The organism is Moraxella cuniculi DSM 21768, from assembly GCF_900156515.1.
Classification (GTDB): Bacteria; Pseudomonadota; Gammaproteobacteria; order Pseudomonadales; family Moraxellaceae; genus Moraxella; species Moraxella cuniculi.
Map to the genome: position 1 here is coordinate 114,731 of NZ_FTNU01000003.1, position 15,918 is coordinate 130,648.

The 15,918-nt window shown below is 46.0% G+C and carries 14 protein-coding genes and 1 tRNA gene; 4 read left to right on the plus strand and 11 right to left on the minus strand.

The features are described from left to right. Positions 1 to 32: 32 nt before the first annotated feature. From era to lepA, 4 genes are all read right to left on the minus strand, one after another. Positions 33 to 1,037, minus strand: a complete 1,005-nt coding sequence (era, locus tag BW928_RS03290; protein WP_227516534.1) for a GTPase Era — start codon at positions 1,035 to 1,037, stop codon at positions 33 to 35. A 26-nt stretch (positions 1,038 to 1,063) separates the two neighbouring features. Next, entirely contained in the window at positions 1,064 to 1,819 is a 756-nt protein-coding gene (gene rnc / locus BW928_RS03295; protein ID WP_227516535.1) for a ribonuclease III, read from the minus strand. A gap of 10 nt (positions 1,820 to 1,829) precedes the next feature. Beyond that, positions 1,830 to 2,924: a signal peptidase I gene (lepB, locus tag BW928_RS03300; RefSeq protein WP_076554815.1), complete on the minus strand. Its 1,095-nt coding sequence runs from the start codon at positions 2,922 to 2,924 to the stop codon at positions 1,830 to 1,832. 155 nt (positions 2,925 to 3,079) lie between these two features. Continuing rightward, positions 3,080 to 4,876 (minus strand): translation elongation factor 4, encoded by a 1,797-nt coding sequence (gene lepA, locus BW928_RS03305; protein ID WP_076554816.1) that lies wholly within the window; start codon positions 4,874 to 4,876, stop codon positions 3,080 to 3,082. Between the two features lie 443 nt (positions 4,877 to 5,319). On the opposite strand from lepA, the gene BW928_RS03310 reads away from it, so the two are divergent. Beyond that, positions 5,320 to 5,396, plus strand: a tRNA-Ile gene (locus tag BW928_RS03310). A 102-nt stretch (positions 5,397 to 5,498) separates the two neighbouring features. Here the strand turns inward: BW928_RS03310 and BW928_RS11825 are convergent. The 3 genes from BW928_RS11825 to BW928_RS03320 all read right to left on the minus strand — a co-directional run bounded on the left by BW928_RS11825 (position 5,499) and on the right by BW928_RS03320 (position 9,019). Next, positions 5,499 to 5,639: a hypothetical protein gene (locus BW928_RS11825; RefSeq protein WP_169835309.1), complete on the minus strand. Its 141-nt coding sequence runs from the start codon at positions 5,637 to 5,639 to the stop codon at positions 5,499 to 5,501. 289 nt (positions 5,640 to 5,928) lie between these two features. Then, on the minus strand, positions 5,929 to 6,759 hold the full coding sequence (locus BW928_RS03315) for an inositol monophosphatase family protein (protein ID WP_076554817.1): 831 nt from the start codon (positions 6,757 to 6,759) through the stop codon (positions 5,929 to 5,931). Between the two features lie 142 nt (positions 6,760 to 6,901). Then, positions 6,902 to 9,019, minus strand: coding sequence for a 1-deoxy-D-xylulose-5-phosphate synthase (locus tag BW928_RS03320; protein ID WP_076554818.1), 2,118 nt, complete (start codon positions 9,017 to 9,019; stop codon positions 6,902 to 6,904). Positions 9,020 to 9,287: 268 nt separating this feature from the next. Between BW928_RS03320 and ribA the strand changes: the two genes are divergently transcribed. The 3 genes from ribA (at position 9,288) to BW928_RS03335 (ending at position 11,614) form a co-directional block, all read left to right on the plus strand. Then, positions 9,288 to 9,902 (plus strand): GTP cyclohydrolase II, encoded by a 615-nt coding sequence (gene ribA / locus BW928_RS03325; RefSeq protein ID WP_076554819.1) that lies wholly within the window; start codon positions 9,288 to 9,290, stop codon positions 9,900 to 9,902. Between the two features lie 83 nt (positions 9,903 to 9,985). Next, positions 9,986 to 10,936, plus strand: a complete 951-nt coding sequence (hemF, locus tag BW928_RS03330; protein WP_076554820.1) for an oxygen-dependent coproporphyrinogen oxidase — start codon at positions 9,986 to 9,988, stop codon at positions 10,934 to 10,936. 204 nt (positions 10,937 to 11,140) lie between these two features. Beyond that, positions 11,141 to 11,614: a c-type cytochrome gene (locus tag BW928_RS03335; protein ID WP_078310078.1), complete on the plus strand. Its 474-nt coding sequence runs from the start codon at positions 11,141 to 11,143 to the stop codon at positions 11,612 to 11,614. A 123-nt stretch (positions 11,615 to 11,737) separates the two neighbouring features. Here the strand turns inward: BW928_RS03335 and BW928_RS03340 are convergent, their stop codons facing one another. From BW928_RS03340 to folC, 4 genes are all read right to left on the minus strand, one after another. Further along, on the minus strand, positions 11,738 to 12,532 hold the full coding sequence (locus BW928_RS03340) for a crotonase/enoyl-CoA hydratase family protein (protein ID WP_076554821.1): 795 nt from the start codon (positions 12,530 to 12,532) through the stop codon (positions 11,738 to 11,740). 40 nt (positions 12,533 to 12,572) lie between these two features. Beyond that, positions 12,573 to 13,088, minus strand: coding sequence for a DUF2726 domain-containing protein (locus BW928_RS03345; protein WP_076554822.1), 516 nt, complete (start codon positions 13,086 to 13,088; stop codon positions 12,573 to 12,575). A gap of 79 nt (positions 13,089 to 13,167) precedes the next feature. Continuing rightward, a complete protein-coding gene (locus BW928_RS03350; protein WP_076554823.1) occupies positions 13,168 to 14,331 on the minus strand; it encodes a LysM peptidoglycan-binding domain-containing protein in 1,164 nt (387 codons plus the stop codon). A gap of 156 nt (positions 14,332 to 14,487) precedes the next feature. Then, positions 14,488 to 15,804 carry a bifunctional tetrahydrofolate synthase/dihydrofolate synthase gene (gene folC, locus BW928_RS03355; protein ID WP_076554824.1) on the minus strand — a complete coding sequence of 439 codons (1,317 nt, stop codon included), beginning with the start codon at positions 15,802 to 15,804 and terminating at the stop codon, positions 14,488 to 14,490. Between the last annotated feature and the right edge of the window lie 114 nt (positions 15,805 to 15,918).

The following is a 15,918-nucleotide window of genomic DNA, read 5'->3' on the forward strand; positions in this document are numbered from 1 at the left end:
GACGACTGGTAATCTAAGCCGCCCTGCTTGCATTAATAACCCAAGCTGTTTAATGCTCGCTCATCATCCGACCAGCCACGCTTGACTTTTACCCACAAGGTCAGCATGATTTTGCGATCAAACAACAGCTCCATATCCTTGCGTGCATCAATGCCAATCTGCTTAATGCGACTGCCTTTATCACCGATGACAATGCTCTTTTGCCCTGCTCGTTCAACAAAAATTGTCGCATCAATAAAAGTAACCGCACGCCGCCATTTGCCTGTTTCTGGGTCTTGGTGGGCAGGCTCGTCTTTAAAGGTATCAATCTGCACGGTCAAATCATACGGCACTTCATCGCCTGATTGTCGCATGATTTTTTCACGAATAATCTCCGATGCCAAAAAACGCTCGGAACGGTCTGTGATTTGCTCGGTGTCAAAAATCGCCTCTCTTGCTGGCAAATATTCGGCAATAACCGTCTGCAATCTATCAAGGTTGTGGCGACGCAACGCTGACACAGGGACAATATCAGCAAAATCAAAACTGTCATTGAAACTATCAATCACTGGTAATAATTCGGACTTGTCTTTGATGGTGTCAGTTTTGTTAATCACCAAAATGACAGGCAGATTGGTCGCTGACAACTTCTCCAAAGTCAGCAAATCATCTTCACGCCACTGCAAGCCATTTACCACAAACAGCACCACATCAACATCGGACAGAGCAGAGATTGCCGCCTTGTTCATGCGTTCATTGATTGCACGCACTTCATTGGCGTGAATGCCGGGCGTATCAACAAAAACGATCTGCATATTTTCATCAGTCAAAATCCCGTGAATGCGATGGCGAGTGGTTTGGGGTTTGCGGCTGGTGATAGAAAGTTTTTGCCCCAATAAATGATTCATCAAGGTTGATTTGCCAACATTTGGACGACCAACAATCGCCACAAAGCCCGCCTTAAACACCGCATTGGTGGCTGGCTTTTTGTCAAAAAACGCCGAGATAACATCATCATTATCGGTTGTATCTGTGCTGTCGGCAGTCATATCAATCATACAATTCCTTGAAAAAAGCGGTTGTGTTACAGTTTTAGGGCAAGTTTATTGAGCTGATTAATCATTAATTCAGCACATTTTTGTTCGGCAATGCGGCGACTGGCACCTGTTTCAACGACAGGTGCTACATTGGTGGTGGCAACACTGCATCTGACCTCAAAAATCTGATTGGGGGCATTGCCATGCGTTTGTAATAGCTCATAAGTCGGCAATGGCAAGCGATTGCCCTGTAGCAGCTCTTGTAGGCGTGATTTGGCATCTTTTAAGACCTGCTCTTGGCCGACTTCGTCAATCAAATCAGCATACCATGCAGTTACCATCTCACCAACCAATTGACAATCATCATTATGAATATTGTCCAAATACACAGCAGCAATCAACGCCTCGACCGCATCTGCCAAAATTGATGCACGATGGCGACCACCGCCCTTTCGCTCACCCACGCCCAAAATCAAATGCCGCGAAAGCTCAAGTTTATCAGCGATACGCACCAATGTCTCTTGTCGTACCAAAGTGGCGCGCATACGAGTCAATTGACCTTCGTCATGATTTGGATAATGCAAAAATAACGCTCGTGCAATGATAAGCCCAAGCAGTGCATCACCCAAAAACTCAAGCCGCTCATAGCTGTTTTTTGGGTCATAGGAGCGGTGCGTTAATGCCTGCCGAAGCAAGGACACATCATTGAATTGATAGCCCAATTTGGCACACAAGGCAGCCACCCCTTGTTCAAATTGGGCAAAATAAGGCTGCTGACTGATTTTACTAGAATTGGTATTCACACAATGCCTTTTAGTCAATTGCACCGTTGCGAGCAAAACTTGGCAGTTTTAGCCCCGGTTCTTTATGCATCCAAATATAAGTCGCCTTGCCTGACAAGTTCTCTTCAGGCACAAAGCCCCAAAAACGACCATCATCACTGCGATCACGATTATCGCCCATCACAAAGTACTGACCCTCTGGCACAGTGATTGACCATGAGCGGCCGCCAGTTTCGGTAAGTTCTGGTGAATTGGCGAGCAAAAATGGGGCTTGGCTGGCGGTATTTTCATCGGCCACATAACGCACCAAATAACTGTGCTTGCCCAAATTCTCACGCTGATAGCGTGCTGCCAGCTCCTCTTGACGACCCAAGGTCGCACGCTGCTCATCATCAATCGGCTGATTGTTAATGGCAGCTGGCAACATCTTATCAACCAACGATTGTGGCATTTGATAATTGGCTGCCATCGTTGACACGGTCTCGCCATTGATGCTTAGCACGCCATCATTGAAACTCACCGTATCGCCCGGCAAGCCAATCACTCGCTTGATAAAATATACCTTGTCATTGAGAGGATAACGAAATACCGCAACATCGCCACGCTCGGGACTGCCCGTATCCAAGATTTTGGTATGTGTCAATGGCAATCTTAAGCCATAGGCTGACTTATTTACCGCAATAAAATCACCCGTGTACAAAGTCGGCACCATTGATGACGAAGGGATATTAAATGGCTCAATGATAAATGACCGCACAATCACAATCACCGCCAACACAGGCAAAAATTCATACGCCCAACGCACCCATGCAGCTTCGCTTGGTGGATTGCCCTTTAGCGAGGCAAGTTTAATGCGTTGTTGCTGAAAATCCTGATAAGCGGTTTGAATTTCGGTAGGGCTGTCAGCACTTGGTACATAAGCATCGGCGTGGCTGGCAATTTGATGGCGAGACAAGCTGGCATCAAGCCTATCTTTGGCTTGTTGTAATTGCACTTCGGCAAGCTTTAGCTCTTTTGAGTAAAACTTAACAGCATGGTGTTGTTTGAGTATGAATTTATCCACCAGCCAAATCAGCAAAAATACCAAAGTTACTGGCACAATAATCAAATTAATGTCAAATTCCACCCAACTTCTCCTAGTATTGTGATAGCACGGTCAAACGCAAACTCTGGCAGCGATTGTGCTATTAATCTCGCCCCAAATGCATTATACCAACTGCGTGTATCACCAATCAATCAATAGGTATAAAATATGTATAAAAACTTAACTATTATCAATCATCAGCTATCGACTTTTAGTACCGCCAAGAAAGCCTCTTGAGGGATTTCTACCGAGCCGACCTGCTTCATACGCTTTTTGCCTGCTTTTTGTTTTTCAAGCAGCTTTTTCTTACGGCTGACATCACCGCCATAGCATTTGGCAAGCACATCTTTTCGCATTGCCTTGACTGTGCTACGAGCGATAATCTGACTGCCAATCGCCGCCTGAATCGCCACATCAAACATCTGGCGAGGAATCAGCTCTTTCATTTTTTCAACAAGCTGATTGCCACGACGGCGTGCGTGTTCTTGATGGCAAATCATGGCAAGTGCATCAACTTTTTCGCCGTTAATCAACACATCAACGCGTGCCAATTTATCAGCAGAATAACGCTCAAAACCATAATCAAGTGAGGCAAATCCACGGCTGGCTGACTTTAATTTGTCAAAAAAGTCCATCACCACCTCACCCATCGGAATGTCAAACACCACCTGCACTTGACGAGCCATAAACTTCATATCCACCTGCACGCCACGCCGTTCGATGGCAAGCGTGATGACATTGCCCAGATATTCTTGCGGCACCAAAATATGACAGCGGGCAATCGGCTCACGAAACTCAGCAATCACGCCTGTATCTGGCAGCTTAGAAGGGTTGTCCACATAGACGATTTCGCCATTTTTTTTGACAATCTCATAAATCACCGATGGGGCAGTGGTAATCAAATCAAGGTCATACTCACGCTCAAGTCGCTCTTGGATAATCTCCATGTGCAACATGCCCAAAAAGCCGCAGCGAAAACCAAAGCCCAATGCTTCTGAAGTATCTGGCTCAAAAAACAATGCCGCATCGTTGATTTGTAATTTTTGTAAAGCCTCACGGAATTTCTCAAAATCGCTTGAATCAATGGGGAACATACCTGCATAAACTTGCGGCGTTACCTTTTGAAATCCTGCAATACTCTCCACATCAGGCGTTTTGGCAAGGGTGATGGTATCGCCCACAGGTGCTCCCTGAATGTCCTTAATCCCTGCAATCACAAAGCCCACCTCGCCTGCACGCAGCACATCGGTTTCTAGCGATTTTGGGGTAAATACACCAATAGAGCTAACAATGTGGCTTTCGCCTGTTGATTTGATAAAAATTTTATCGCCTTTGGCAACCTGACCTTCTCGCACACGCACCAAAGATACCACGCCCAGATAGTTATCAAACCAAGAATCAATAATCAATGCCTGTAGCGGTGCTTCACGATCACCTGTAGGTGCAGGAATGGTATCCACCAAGGTTTGCAACAGCTCCTCAATGCCCACGCCTGTTTTTGCCGAAACTCGCGGTGCGTCTGTCGCCTCAATGCCGATAATGTCCTCAATCTCCTCAATCACCCGCTCAGGCTCAACTTGCGGCAAGTCAATTTTATTCAAAACAGGCAATACCTCAAGCCCCTGCTCGACTGCAGTATAGCAGTTTGCAACCGATTGTGCCTCCACGCCTTGGGCCGCATCCACCACAAGCAACGCCCCTTCGCACGCTGCCAACGAACGAGAAACTTCGTAGCTAAAGTCCACATGACCCGGCGTGTCAATAAAATTCAGTTGATACCGCTCTCCATTTGGGTGATTGTAATACAAAGTTACCGACTGTGCCTTGATAGTGATACCACGCTCACGCTCGATATCCATGCTATCGAGTACCTGTGCCTGCATTTCTCGATCGGACAGACCGCCACAAACCTGAATAAATCTATCAGCAAGCGTACTTTTGCCGTGGTCAATATGGGCAATGATGGAGAAATTTCTAATATTGGTGATGTTCATAAATTTGATCTAGTATCGGCTGGTTGGTAAATGTACACATACCGACTGGATTTGTGCCATTAGGCTGATAACAAATCTATCGGCAATCTGTCATTATAGCGTATTTTTGATAAAGTTACCACAAATCCCCCGCCCAATAAACTGCCCATTTTTCATTGCCAAAGACAAATTTATTGACTGATAAATAGCCTAGGCTTGCCATCAAAATACAACCTGCCTGCATATTGCCAAATCAATAAGCACCAATCAGCCCTGTCCTTACAAACAACGCTTGGATACTGACACAAATGACAACAAAATAAGAAATTATGGCTTTTGCCCTTTTCTTTTGCATTGGCATTGTGTATAATTACGCCCATCAACATGATGATTGCACAACTGCCAAGTACAATACTTGAGCTGTTGATACAATCATGTTTATTATGATAAACACCATCAAATCAGGGCCTATAGCTCAGTTGGTTAGAGCAGAGGACTCATAATCCTTTGGTCGCAGGTTCAAGTCCTGCTGGGCCTACCATCTTCATTAGACTTGCTTATTGCAGGTCTTTTTTATTTAAAAAACAAGCAACAAAAAACCGCCCAATCTAGGCGGCTTTGTCAAAAATTCATCAAATCCTGCTTAGGCAGTCATTGGCAAAACTTGTGGATTGCCCTTGGCAAGTTTTTTTAATACCGCAGCAATCATCTCGGCGGTGATTGGTTGTTCTTTGCCTTTTGATACAATGTTCATTTCGGTCATTTGGTGAGTTGGCTGATTCATGGCGACACCTCTAAAAACTATGACATATTGGCGATTTGCTGAATATATGTCTATATTTATCTTGTTGTGATGTGTGTAGTATAACCCATGCGTACAAATGTAAACAATGCTTTATTGGCGATTTTGCCCACTAAAGTGTAAACACTTGTTTCATCTTTGACACATCTTGTCATACTTTGCCAAAAAACGGTCATCATCTCTGATTTGCTATCATCAATACCTTTTCGCTGCATTCATCAGCGTACAAACCGCAAAAAAAATCCCGCACTTAATCGTACGGGATTTTTTATCAGCCCAGTGCATTTTCCCATCTGGGCACAACCAGCTGCATTAATGGTTTTAACAGTTTAACATTGCACGCAAACACCGAACCTGTCTGCATGGCGTTTGACGCACCTTGATGATCGACCACCACGCCTCGTGCTTCGCTTACAATCAGCTCGCCTGCGGCAATATCCCACGGCTTGATACTCATCTCAAAATAACCATCAAAACGCCCTGCCGCCACATAGCACAAATCCAAAGCCGCCGAGCCAAAACGACGCACCTGACCGCCATTTTCACAAATCGCTTGTAGGCTGGCAAAGTGCTGTTTGGCAAAGCTAACACGCTCGTTGCCCACCATACGCTCATACGGATGACCTGTGGTAAACAGTCCACCTGCGATTGTCTTGCGATCGCTGACTTGCAGACGGCGTTGATTCATGACTGCACCTCGACCACGACTGGCAGAGAACAGCTCATCTCGCACAGGGTCATAGACCACACCATGCTCGGTAATGCCGTTTTTTTGGACAGCGATTGATACACAAAAATGCGGTACGCCATGGACGAAATTTTGTGTGCCATCCAGCGGATCAATCACCCAGCACCACTCGGCATCGGCACCCTTGCCCTCTTGTAGCCCAAACTCTTCGCCCAGATATGAATGGTTCGGATAGCTTTCTTGCAAAGTGGCAATGGTCAGCTGCTCGGCATAACGGTCAATTTGCGTAACCAAGCCATCCAAGCCCTTTGATTCAACTGCCAAATCTAGGCGGTGGCGATTTAGATGTGCCCGCAAAATTTCATGACCTACTTTTTTGGCCGCATTTGCCGCCATCACAACCATCGGTTCCATAGAGTACCTGCTTGTTAATTTGTTAAAAGATTTAAAACAGTTTATTTGCACTCATCATGCAAAAATTTTATTATACGCCAAAAGCCACAAAAAACCAATCCTTTGCCCAATCAATGCTTAATTTGCGATAAGCAAGGACAGTCTACCGACCAACGAACTGGCTTAGAGCATGATAAATACCCGCCTCGTCAAGACCGCAATACGCCAGCTGCTCGGCATGGCTTGCATGATGGATAAATTCATCAGCAATGCCCAAATTAATGATCTTGGGCTGCTGCATCAAGGCAGTTGTGATGATAAATTCATTCACCGCACTGCCTGCACCACCTGCAATCTGATGCTCTTCAATGGTAGCAATATGCGTAACGCCCTGTGCCAACAAATCGCTGATTAATGCCTTATCCAGTGGTTTTACCCATCGCATATCAACCACAACACAAGCAATGTGCTGCGTCTGGTACAGTCTTTTGGCAGCCTTTAGTGCATCAGCAAGTCGCGTACCAAATGCCAACACGGCAAGTTTTGGCTGATTATTAGCCACATTATCAGACTCATCAAATGACTGCCAGACAATATTTGCCTTGCCTATCGGATAATGCTCATCATCAAGCCCAACCGAGCAACCAACCCCCTCTCCTCGTGGATAGCGTACCGCCGCCACCCCTCGATGGCGATAGCAGCTGTTAAGCAGCTGATGGCATTCATGTTCATCGCTTGGCGTGGCAATGATGATATTCGGCACACAACGCAAATATGTCAAATCAAAAACCCCTGCGTGTGTCGCTCCGTCCTCACCGACCAACCCAGCTCTATCAATGGCAAAAGTTACATCAAGATTTTGTAATGCCACATCGTGAATCAGCTGGTCATAGCCACGCTGTAGAAATGTTGAATAAATCGCTACCACAGGCTTGATTTTCTCAGAAGTTGCCATGCCTGCCGCCAGCGTTACAGCGTGCTGCTCGGCAATCGCCACATCAAAAAACCGCTCAGGATAGCAAGCTGCATACTCAACCATGCCAGAACCTTCTGCCATCGCAGGGGTGATGGCAACCAACGCCTTGTCATGCTTGGCAGTGTGCAATAGCCATTCGCCAAAAATTTGCGAGTATTTTTTGGCGGCAGGTCTAGCTGGGGAATCGGTGGCTGGTTGCTTGTCGGTGGTTTTTGGCAATTTACCAATGGCGTGATAGCCGATCGGATCTGCCTCTGCTGGCAAAAACCCCTTGCCCTTGACTGTATGCACATGCACCAGCACCGCCCCTTGTAACTGCTTGGCTCGCTCTAGCACGCTGATAAGTTTTGGCAAATCATGCCCATCAAATGGCCCAAGATAAGTAAAACCAATCGCCTTGAACAAATTATCCGCAAACAGCTTATCACCGATTTTTTCGGCAATTTTGTCAGGCAGTGGTGATAATGGCACGCCATGCAACAGCTCGCTGATTTTTTCGCCAATTTTGCTTGGCAGACGATTCGAGACATTTTCAAACGCACCATTTGCCATCTGTAGATAATGCCGAATGCGGCGATCATCTGCCGAAATATCTCGCTTGACCATCAAGATATTGCCATTTTTATCAATATCCATCGCCAAGCCTCGCTGCCACAGCTTGGCAAGATGGCGAGAAAAACCGCCAATCGCTGCAGAAATAGACATATCATTATCATTTAGCACCACCAACAAATCGGCATTTTGTTGTACAGCATCATTCATCGCCTCAAACGCCATACCGCCTGTCATGGCACCATCACCAATGACCGCTGCCACTTTCCGCTCTTCGCCCAATAATCGTGCCGCCAAGCTCATGCCCAAGGCAGCCGAAATCGAAGTTGATGAATGCCCCACGCCAAAAGTGTCATATTCGCTCTCATGCCGCTCAGGAAATGCCGTCAAGCCATCTTTGGCACGAATGCTAGGCAGGCGTTCGCGGCGACCTGTCAAAACCTTGTGGGCATAGGCCTGATGACCCACATCCCACACCAGCAAATCTTGTGGTGTATTCAGCACAGTATGCAGTGCAATGGTCAGCTCAACCACGCCAAGATTTGCCCCAAAATGCCCACCGCTGACACCTGTTGAATACAGCAAATAAGCTCGCAGCTCATCGGCAAGTTGCACCAGCTCATCAACGCTTAGCGTCTTTAGGACAGCAGGGCTGTCAATGGTATCCAAAATCGGCGTATCGGGACGGGTTGCCAAAATCTGATCAAAAACTTTGGCTTGGCGACTAAGATGAATGGTGGCTGAATCCGACATGGTTAATTTTTTCCGAATTTATGGCTAAATGCAACAACTTCAGCATTGTTATCAATTGGCAGTTCATCATCAAATAAAAATATGGCATAATAGCACTTTTAACCGCCAGTGCGTGTAGCAGCAAGTATGTGCTGTGGCAATATGTAAGCTATTTTACAAGATAGCCTGTGTTTTTGCTAGAAAAAACCGCCATTTCGTGATTTTTTTGACAAATTGCAACAAAGCATAAAAAATCATTGCATTTGCCACACAAAATAAGGGGTAAACTTTGTATCAATTCATCACCAAAGCCAAATTACCGACCATTCATGGTGAGTTTGACATTCATGCCTTTGAGAGTGAATCAGGGCAAGAGCATATCATGCTAACAACAGGTCTACCAACCGACCAAGACATCTTACCGCTGATTCGCATTCATTCAGAATGCCTAACAGGCGATGCCTTTGGTTCGTTAAAATGCGACTGCGGCCCCCAGCTAAATCATGCCATGCAACAAATCATTGCACATGGCTGCGGTGCTATCTTATATTTACGCCAAGAAGGTCGTGGCATCGGACTGGTGAATAAAATCCGTGCCTACGCCCTACAAGACCAAGGTCATGATACGCTTGAGGCAAATCTCATGCTGGGGCTGCCTGCGGACGCTCGCAGCTATGAAATGTGCGAAATCATGCTAAAATCCGTTGGCATCAACAAAGCCAAACTGCTGACCAACAACCCAAATAAAGTGCAAGGCTTGCAAGACCTAGGCATACAAATTGTCGAACGAGTGCCGCTGATTGTTGGGGTAAATCCGCACAACGAATCTTATCTGGGCATTAAAGGCAAAAAAATGGCTCATTTTATTGACAGTGCGGATTTAAACCAAAGCAATATTAAGTAGATATTTTTAATAATTAATGAAAAATATCATATAATTAATCCACTTTTTAATCCACAACCCTTAACCGTTCATCGGTGGCAATCATGCAAAACAACATTCAAGCAGTCAAACAGTTCTTACTTGGCTTACAACAAACCATCATCGACTCACTGGAGCAACAAGAACGCTTGGGAGGTGTTGATGGCTCAAGCGATAGCAAGTTTGTCATTGATGTCTGGCAACGAGATGAAGGCGGTGGCGGTCGTTCGGCAGTTCTGTCAGGCGGTCAGGTTATCGAAAAAGCAGGGGTAATGTTTAGCCACATTCATATCTCGCAACTGCCAGCCTCTGCCACATTACGCCACCCAAAACTGGCAGGCTCGACAGCACAAGCATTGGGCGTATCGCTGGTTGTTCACCCCAAAAACCCCCATGTGCCTACCAGCCATGCCAATGTTCGTCTGTTTGTTGCCACGCCCAATGATGGCAGTGAGGCGATTTGGTGGTTTGGCGGTGGTTTTGATCTTACGCCATTTTACCCAAACCTATCGGATGTTAAACACTGGCACCAAGTCGCCCACGAGCTTTGCCAGCCGTTTGGCGATGATGTCTATCAGCAGTACAAAGCATGGTGCGATGATTATTTTTATCTGCCGCACCGTGGTGAGTGTCGTGGCGTGGGCGGTCTGTTTTATGATGATGTCAATACTGACAGCACAGGCTGGGATTTTGCCAAATGCTTTGCTTTTATGCAGGCAGTAGGTCAAGGTTATCTTGATGGCATCGTGCCGATTTTTGAGCAGAATAAACACAAAAGCTACAACGAGCAACAACGACAATTTCAGCTGTATCGGCGAGGTCGTTATGTTGAGTATAATCTGGTCTATGATCGTGGCACGCTGTTTGGACTCCAGTCAAACGGTCGCACCGAATCAATTCTGGTCTCCATGCCGCCGCTGGCAGCGTGGGAATATTGCTATACGCCAGCAACTGGCACGCCAGAATTTGAACTGACCGATTTTTATCTCAAGCCAAAAGATTGGCTGGCATTATAATCATCTTTTGCCCAGCTGGCATTTTGTTGCAAATCGTTACCAAAATTGTAAAATTTTATGAACAGTTAACAAAATATCAGTATTTTGCGATGATTTTTTGCTAAAATAAAATGGCACCACTGCAATTTGGCGGCGTAATGTTGCCACTGGCATAGCCCTCCGTCCAATTGCCGTGCCAAATTAGCCACCTAACAGGAAGCCATTATGTCAAAATACACTCTATCCGCCTTAGTACTGGCGACTTTATTCGCTGGCAGCCTTGGTTTGACAGCTTGTAGTAGCAATGCCGAAAAAACTGCCAATGCCACAAATTCACAGCTTGATGATCGTGCCAAATTAATGCGTGATTGGCGACAAGCCAACGAAAGCATGAAGGCAATGATTGAAAATCCAGCCAGCTTTGATGCCGCTGCCTTTAAAGAAAGAGCCGATTTTATCGCCAAAACCGCCGATACCATGTGGCCATATTTTGAAGGTGAAGTGAGCAAAGGCGGCGATGCCAAAGATACGGTCTGGACGGATGCTGCTGGATTTAAGGCAAAAGCTGATGAATTTACCGCTGCTGCCGCTGCCCTATCTGCCGCCGCTGCCAACGCCACATCAGCTGCCGATGTTGAGCAATTGTACAAACAAATGGCAAGCAGCTGCGGCTCATGCCACAAAGAATACAAAAACTAATCAGCAACGGTCGTCATAGCTATCGCCATGGCGACTTTTTATATTGGATAATTTTATGATTTACTGCCCAAAATAATAAACAGTTAATTTTAATTATATCTTTATTCTTGCTAATATATTAAATTATCGAAACTGTCGCTTAACAAAAGTTATGCCGTCCTGATACGCCTTGGCGATTGCCAAGCGGCGATTTTTTCCTATTAATAATTTCAGCTGCCAATATTTTTCTTGATACAGTGCTGCATGGTTGATGCAATGAGCAGCATTGACCACGCGTTTGGCAGCCAGTACCGCATCGGGCGAACGAGAGCTGATTTTGGCAATCAAATCATCAGCCATCAGCTCTGGCATATCACTCACATGTGTCATCAACCCAAGCTCACAAGCCTTGACCGATGATAACATCTCGGCGGTCATCGCCAGCTGTTTTAGCACATCGCTACGCACGCCATAAGCTGTGTGGGTAATGCCCATATCCGCCACCAAGCCCCACTTCGCCTCAAGCAGGGCAATCTTGGCTTTGTGATCAACAATGCGAATATCTGCACCCAATGCCAATTGCAAACCGCCACCAAGGCATACGCCTTGAACCACAGCAATTACAGGCATTGGCAGTTGCTGCCAGATCAAGCACACACGCTGGAATTTACTCATGCTGGGCTTTATCAGCTGATATATTGCACTTAAGGTATTTTTTGGATTGTTTAGCTCACCCAAATCCAGCCCAGCACTAAAATCCCCTTTTGCCCCCATGATCTTGACTGCAAAAATATCCCGACTTTTTTGCAGTTGTTTTGCCACATCAAGCAACTCGTCAATCATCAAAAAATTAATGGCATTTTTCTTATCAGGGCGATTTAGGCACAAAGTTGCAATGCCATCTTGCACTTGCAGGGTAATGGTTTGATAGCGTTTCATCATCAACCTCCTTGTTGCAACCATCATCAATGAATATCCACTAGCCCAAGCCATACTGGCGAATTACCGCCAGCACATCTTGGCGAATCATCTGCGTGCTGGGCATTTTTTCGGCATGAAAGCGAATGATGGGAATGCCAGCACTTGCCAATGCCTTGTCTTTTTTAGCATCTTGTTTTTGTCTTGCTTTGCTTTCGTGCGTCCAATCGTCAAGTTCAATGGCAACCAATACTCGCTGCAAATCTTGTGCAACCAGTACAAAATCAACGCTTTGACGACACACACGATTGAACCAAAACTGCCGCTCGCTTGCCACCTCATCGCTTGGCTCAATCATGCGAGACAATTGCACCTGCCCAAAAATCTCATACTCTGGCAAGGCACTGCGTAATTTTTTGAAAAACAACACCTCGCTGTCAGTCATCAATGCCATCGGCACAAAAGGCCAAACGGGCAAATCATCGCCTTTGACCTGCTTTTGTTTTGGTCGAAAAATAACAAACAGCACAACGACAACAATCGCTGCAATCAACAAATAATCATTCATGCTTGCCATGATTTTGCTTTAAATTTTACTCGCCCAATGGCGACTGATTTGTTAATCACAAACCAAGACCGCCAGCAATGCTCGGTTGCTATTGCACCTGATGGACAAATGCTCCTGATGAATTGACGCGTGAATCATTGGCAAGTTTGTTGCGTAATGCTTTGGCACCCTCTTCGGTTTTTTCGTTGCCGACCAACACACGCAGACCACGGCTGGTATTGCTCGTTGTTACACGATAGCCAGCATCACGGTATTGTTTGACAACCTCATCAATCTTTTGTTTATCAGGCGAGATGGCAACTTGCACTGTATAGCGTCCTGATAATTTTGGATTTTGTTTATTTTCGCTCTGCTTTTGTTCAGATTGTGCCTTGTTGTCTGTATTTTTTTCAGCAGTTTTCTCGGTGGGCTTTTCTGCCTTTTTCTGCTGTGTTTGAGCTGCTGGCTTGGTCTGTTCGCTACGCTTGTTATCTTGGGATTTTTGCTGATTTTTGGTAGCAGCAGGGATTTTTATGCTACTGCCTGCACGCAAAATATCGTTTGCCGTCATGCCGTTTGCCTGCACCAATGCCGACACCGACACACCATGACGGTTGGCAATGCCCTGCCAAGTCTCACCTGCTTTTACCTCATAATTACCCACCACTTTGATATTGGCAGGTTTATTGTCGGGCTTTTTTTGTGCTTGTTCGGTTTTTTCGGACTTGACTGCCTTATCCTGCTGTTTGTCTTTGGTTTTGGTGGTTTGGGCTTGTTGCTCAGATTTTTTGGCAGTTTCTGCTGCTTGCTTGGCAGCTTCGGCAGCTTTTTTTGCCTCTTCGGCTTTGCGTGCCGCCTCGATTGCCTCTGGTCTGGTTTGTATTGTCGGTGCTGCAATCAGCTCACTTTTTGCTGCCGAATCAGCAGACAGTTGCTGATTGGTGGTAGGATTACGCCCAGAAAGTTCTGCATTTGCCTTATCTAAGGCTTTTTTGCGAGCATTGTTTTGCTCTTCAAGCAGAGCTGCTGCCTGTTGCTGCATCTGGAGCGTATGAGCCTCTCTGGCACGCTGCTTTTGGCTAAGTAGCTTTTCTTCGGTTGCCACATCAGCGGTCAAAGGCTGCACTGTGGGCTTGGCGACCTTACTTTGAGCCAAAGCATCGCTGGTGGTTTGCGTATCCGTGCTGGTGCTGTCATTTTTTGTCAATGCAAACACAGCCAATCCGCCACCGACAATCAGTGCCATGCCCAACATTACCTGCCTTGATACCATAAATCTACCACCAAAAATTTGTGAAAGTTAAGATAATTTTGCCAACAAGCATGGCAAAATCCACCCAAAAAATTAATTAAAAATATCTGTTTTTTGTCCGCTTGTCAAGATTTTGAATCTGATTTTACAGATAGATTGTAAATAAAAATGTCATCATCAATCATACGGTTTGCCAAGCAAGGCAATCAAAGCCTCGCTGATGGTGTGAAATGAACCAAACACCACAATCAAATCCTCTTCGCGGCTATCAGCAATCACCGCCTGCACCGCCTTATCAAGGCTTGGGTGCTGTTCTACATTGCACTCATCAACATAATCAGTGGTAATCTGCAATAATTGCTCAAGCGACATCGCACGCGGATTATCAATAGCTGCAATATGCCATTTGTCCGCCGCAATACGCCCCTGACGGCTTGCATTCTGGACGCATTCGAGCACCGCCGCCACATCTTTATCGCCAAGCATTGAAAATACGATTTTTTGGCGAGCTTCTGGATAAATCGCCAAATGTGCCTGCCACGCCGCCGCCCACTGCTCAAGAAAAAACGCCATGCCATGTGCATTGTGTGCCACATCAAAAATCCAGTGCCTATCAGCAATGATTCTCTGGTCAAAACGCCCTGCCAACTGCACGATATCAAGACCTGTCTTAACCGCCACCAAATCAATTGCCAGTGGGCTTGCCAGTACGGCTGCCACTGCATTGACCGCATTTAATAATGACAGCTTAGGCTTGGGCAGTGCCATGGTTAATGCCGCATTGGCAAAAATCCACGACTCGCCGCAGTCTTGGTAGTGATAATGCTCGCCCAATTGGTGAATTTCCGCACCTTGCTGCTGTGCTATCTGACTGGCACTGGCTGGCATTGGGTTTGAGCCAAAAATCACAGGAATATTGGGGCGAATAATACCTGCCTTTTCGGCGGCGATTTTTTCAATATCATCACTCAGCCAATCCACATGGTCAATGCCAATATTGGTTATCACTGCCACATCAGGGTCGATAATATTCACCACATCCAATCTGCCGCCCAAGCCAATCTCAAGCACCCACACATCACAACTTGCTTGGGCAAATATCCAAAATGCCGCCAAAGTCGTCATCTCAAAAAACGACAATGACAAGCCTTCTGCCAGCCGTGCCTGCTCGACTTGTTCAAACGCCTCAATCAAGGTTTTGTCATCAACGCATACGCCATCAATACGCACACGCTCGGTAAATGACAGCAGGTGTGGCGACTGATACAGAGCGGTTTTGTATCCAGCAGCCTGACAGATGGCAGCAATTGTTGCTGTGGTTGAGCCTTTGCCGTTTGTGCCTGCAACGCTAAAAATCATTGGTTTATTTGGCAAATCCTGATTTAACACGCCAAGCCGCCTCGCCACAGGCAACACTCGCTCCAGCCCCATATCAATGGCGGACACATGAATGCTTGCCATATACTCAAGCCACCACCCAAGCGATTTTTGCATGACGATTTTTCCTATCTAAAAATTACCAATTATTTTACCGCCCTTTGGCGATTTTGCAACCAAAGCAAACCCACAATCAACAAAAACCACCCAAAACCAAGCAGTTTTGGGTGG

Excerpts from the sequence above, each read along its gene's own strand:
- era (WP_227516534.1), bottom strand. The coding sequence starts at position 1,037 with ATGATTGATATGACTGCCGACAGCACAGATACAACCGATAATGATGAT.
- lepA (WP_076554816.1), bottom strand. The coding sequence starts at position 4,876 with ATGAACATCACCAATATTAGAAATTTCTCCATCATTGCCCATATTGAC.
- BW928_RS11825 (WP_169835309.1), bottom strand. The coding sequence starts at position 5,639 with ATGAATCAGCCAACTCACCAAATGACCGAAATGAACATTGTATCAAAA.
- BW928_RS03315 (WP_076554817.1), bottom strand. The coding sequence starts at position 6,759 with ATGGAACCGATGGTTGTGATGGCGGCAAATGCGGCCAAAAAAGTAGGT.
- BW928_RS03320 (WP_076554818.1), bottom strand. The coding sequence starts at position 9,019 with ATGTCGGATTCAGCCACCATTCATCTTAGTCGCCAAGCCAAAGTTTTT.
- hemF (WP_076554820.1), top strand. The coding sequence starts at position 9,986 with ATGCAAAACAACATTCAAGCAGTCAAACAGTTCTTACTTGGCTTACAA.
- BW928_RS03335 (WP_078310078.1), top strand. The coding sequence starts at position 11,141 with ATGTCAAAATACACTCTATCCGCCTTAGTACTGGCGACTTTATTCGCT.
- BW928_RS03340 (WP_076554821.1), bottom strand. The coding sequence starts at position 12,532 with ATGAAACGCTATCAAACCATTACCCTGCAAGTGCAAGATGGCATTGCA.
- BW928_RS03345 (WP_076554822.1), bottom strand. The coding sequence starts at position 13,088 with ATGGCAAGCATGAATGATTATTTGTTGATTGCAGCGATTGTTGTCGTT.
- BW928_RS03350 (WP_076554823.1), bottom strand. The coding sequence starts at position 14,331 with ATGGTATCAAGGCAGGTAATGTTGGGCATGGCACTGATTGTCGGTGGC.
- folC (WP_076554824.1), bottom strand. The coding sequence starts at position 15,804 with ATGCAAAAATCGCTTGGGTGGTGGCTTGAGTATATGGCAAGCATTCAT.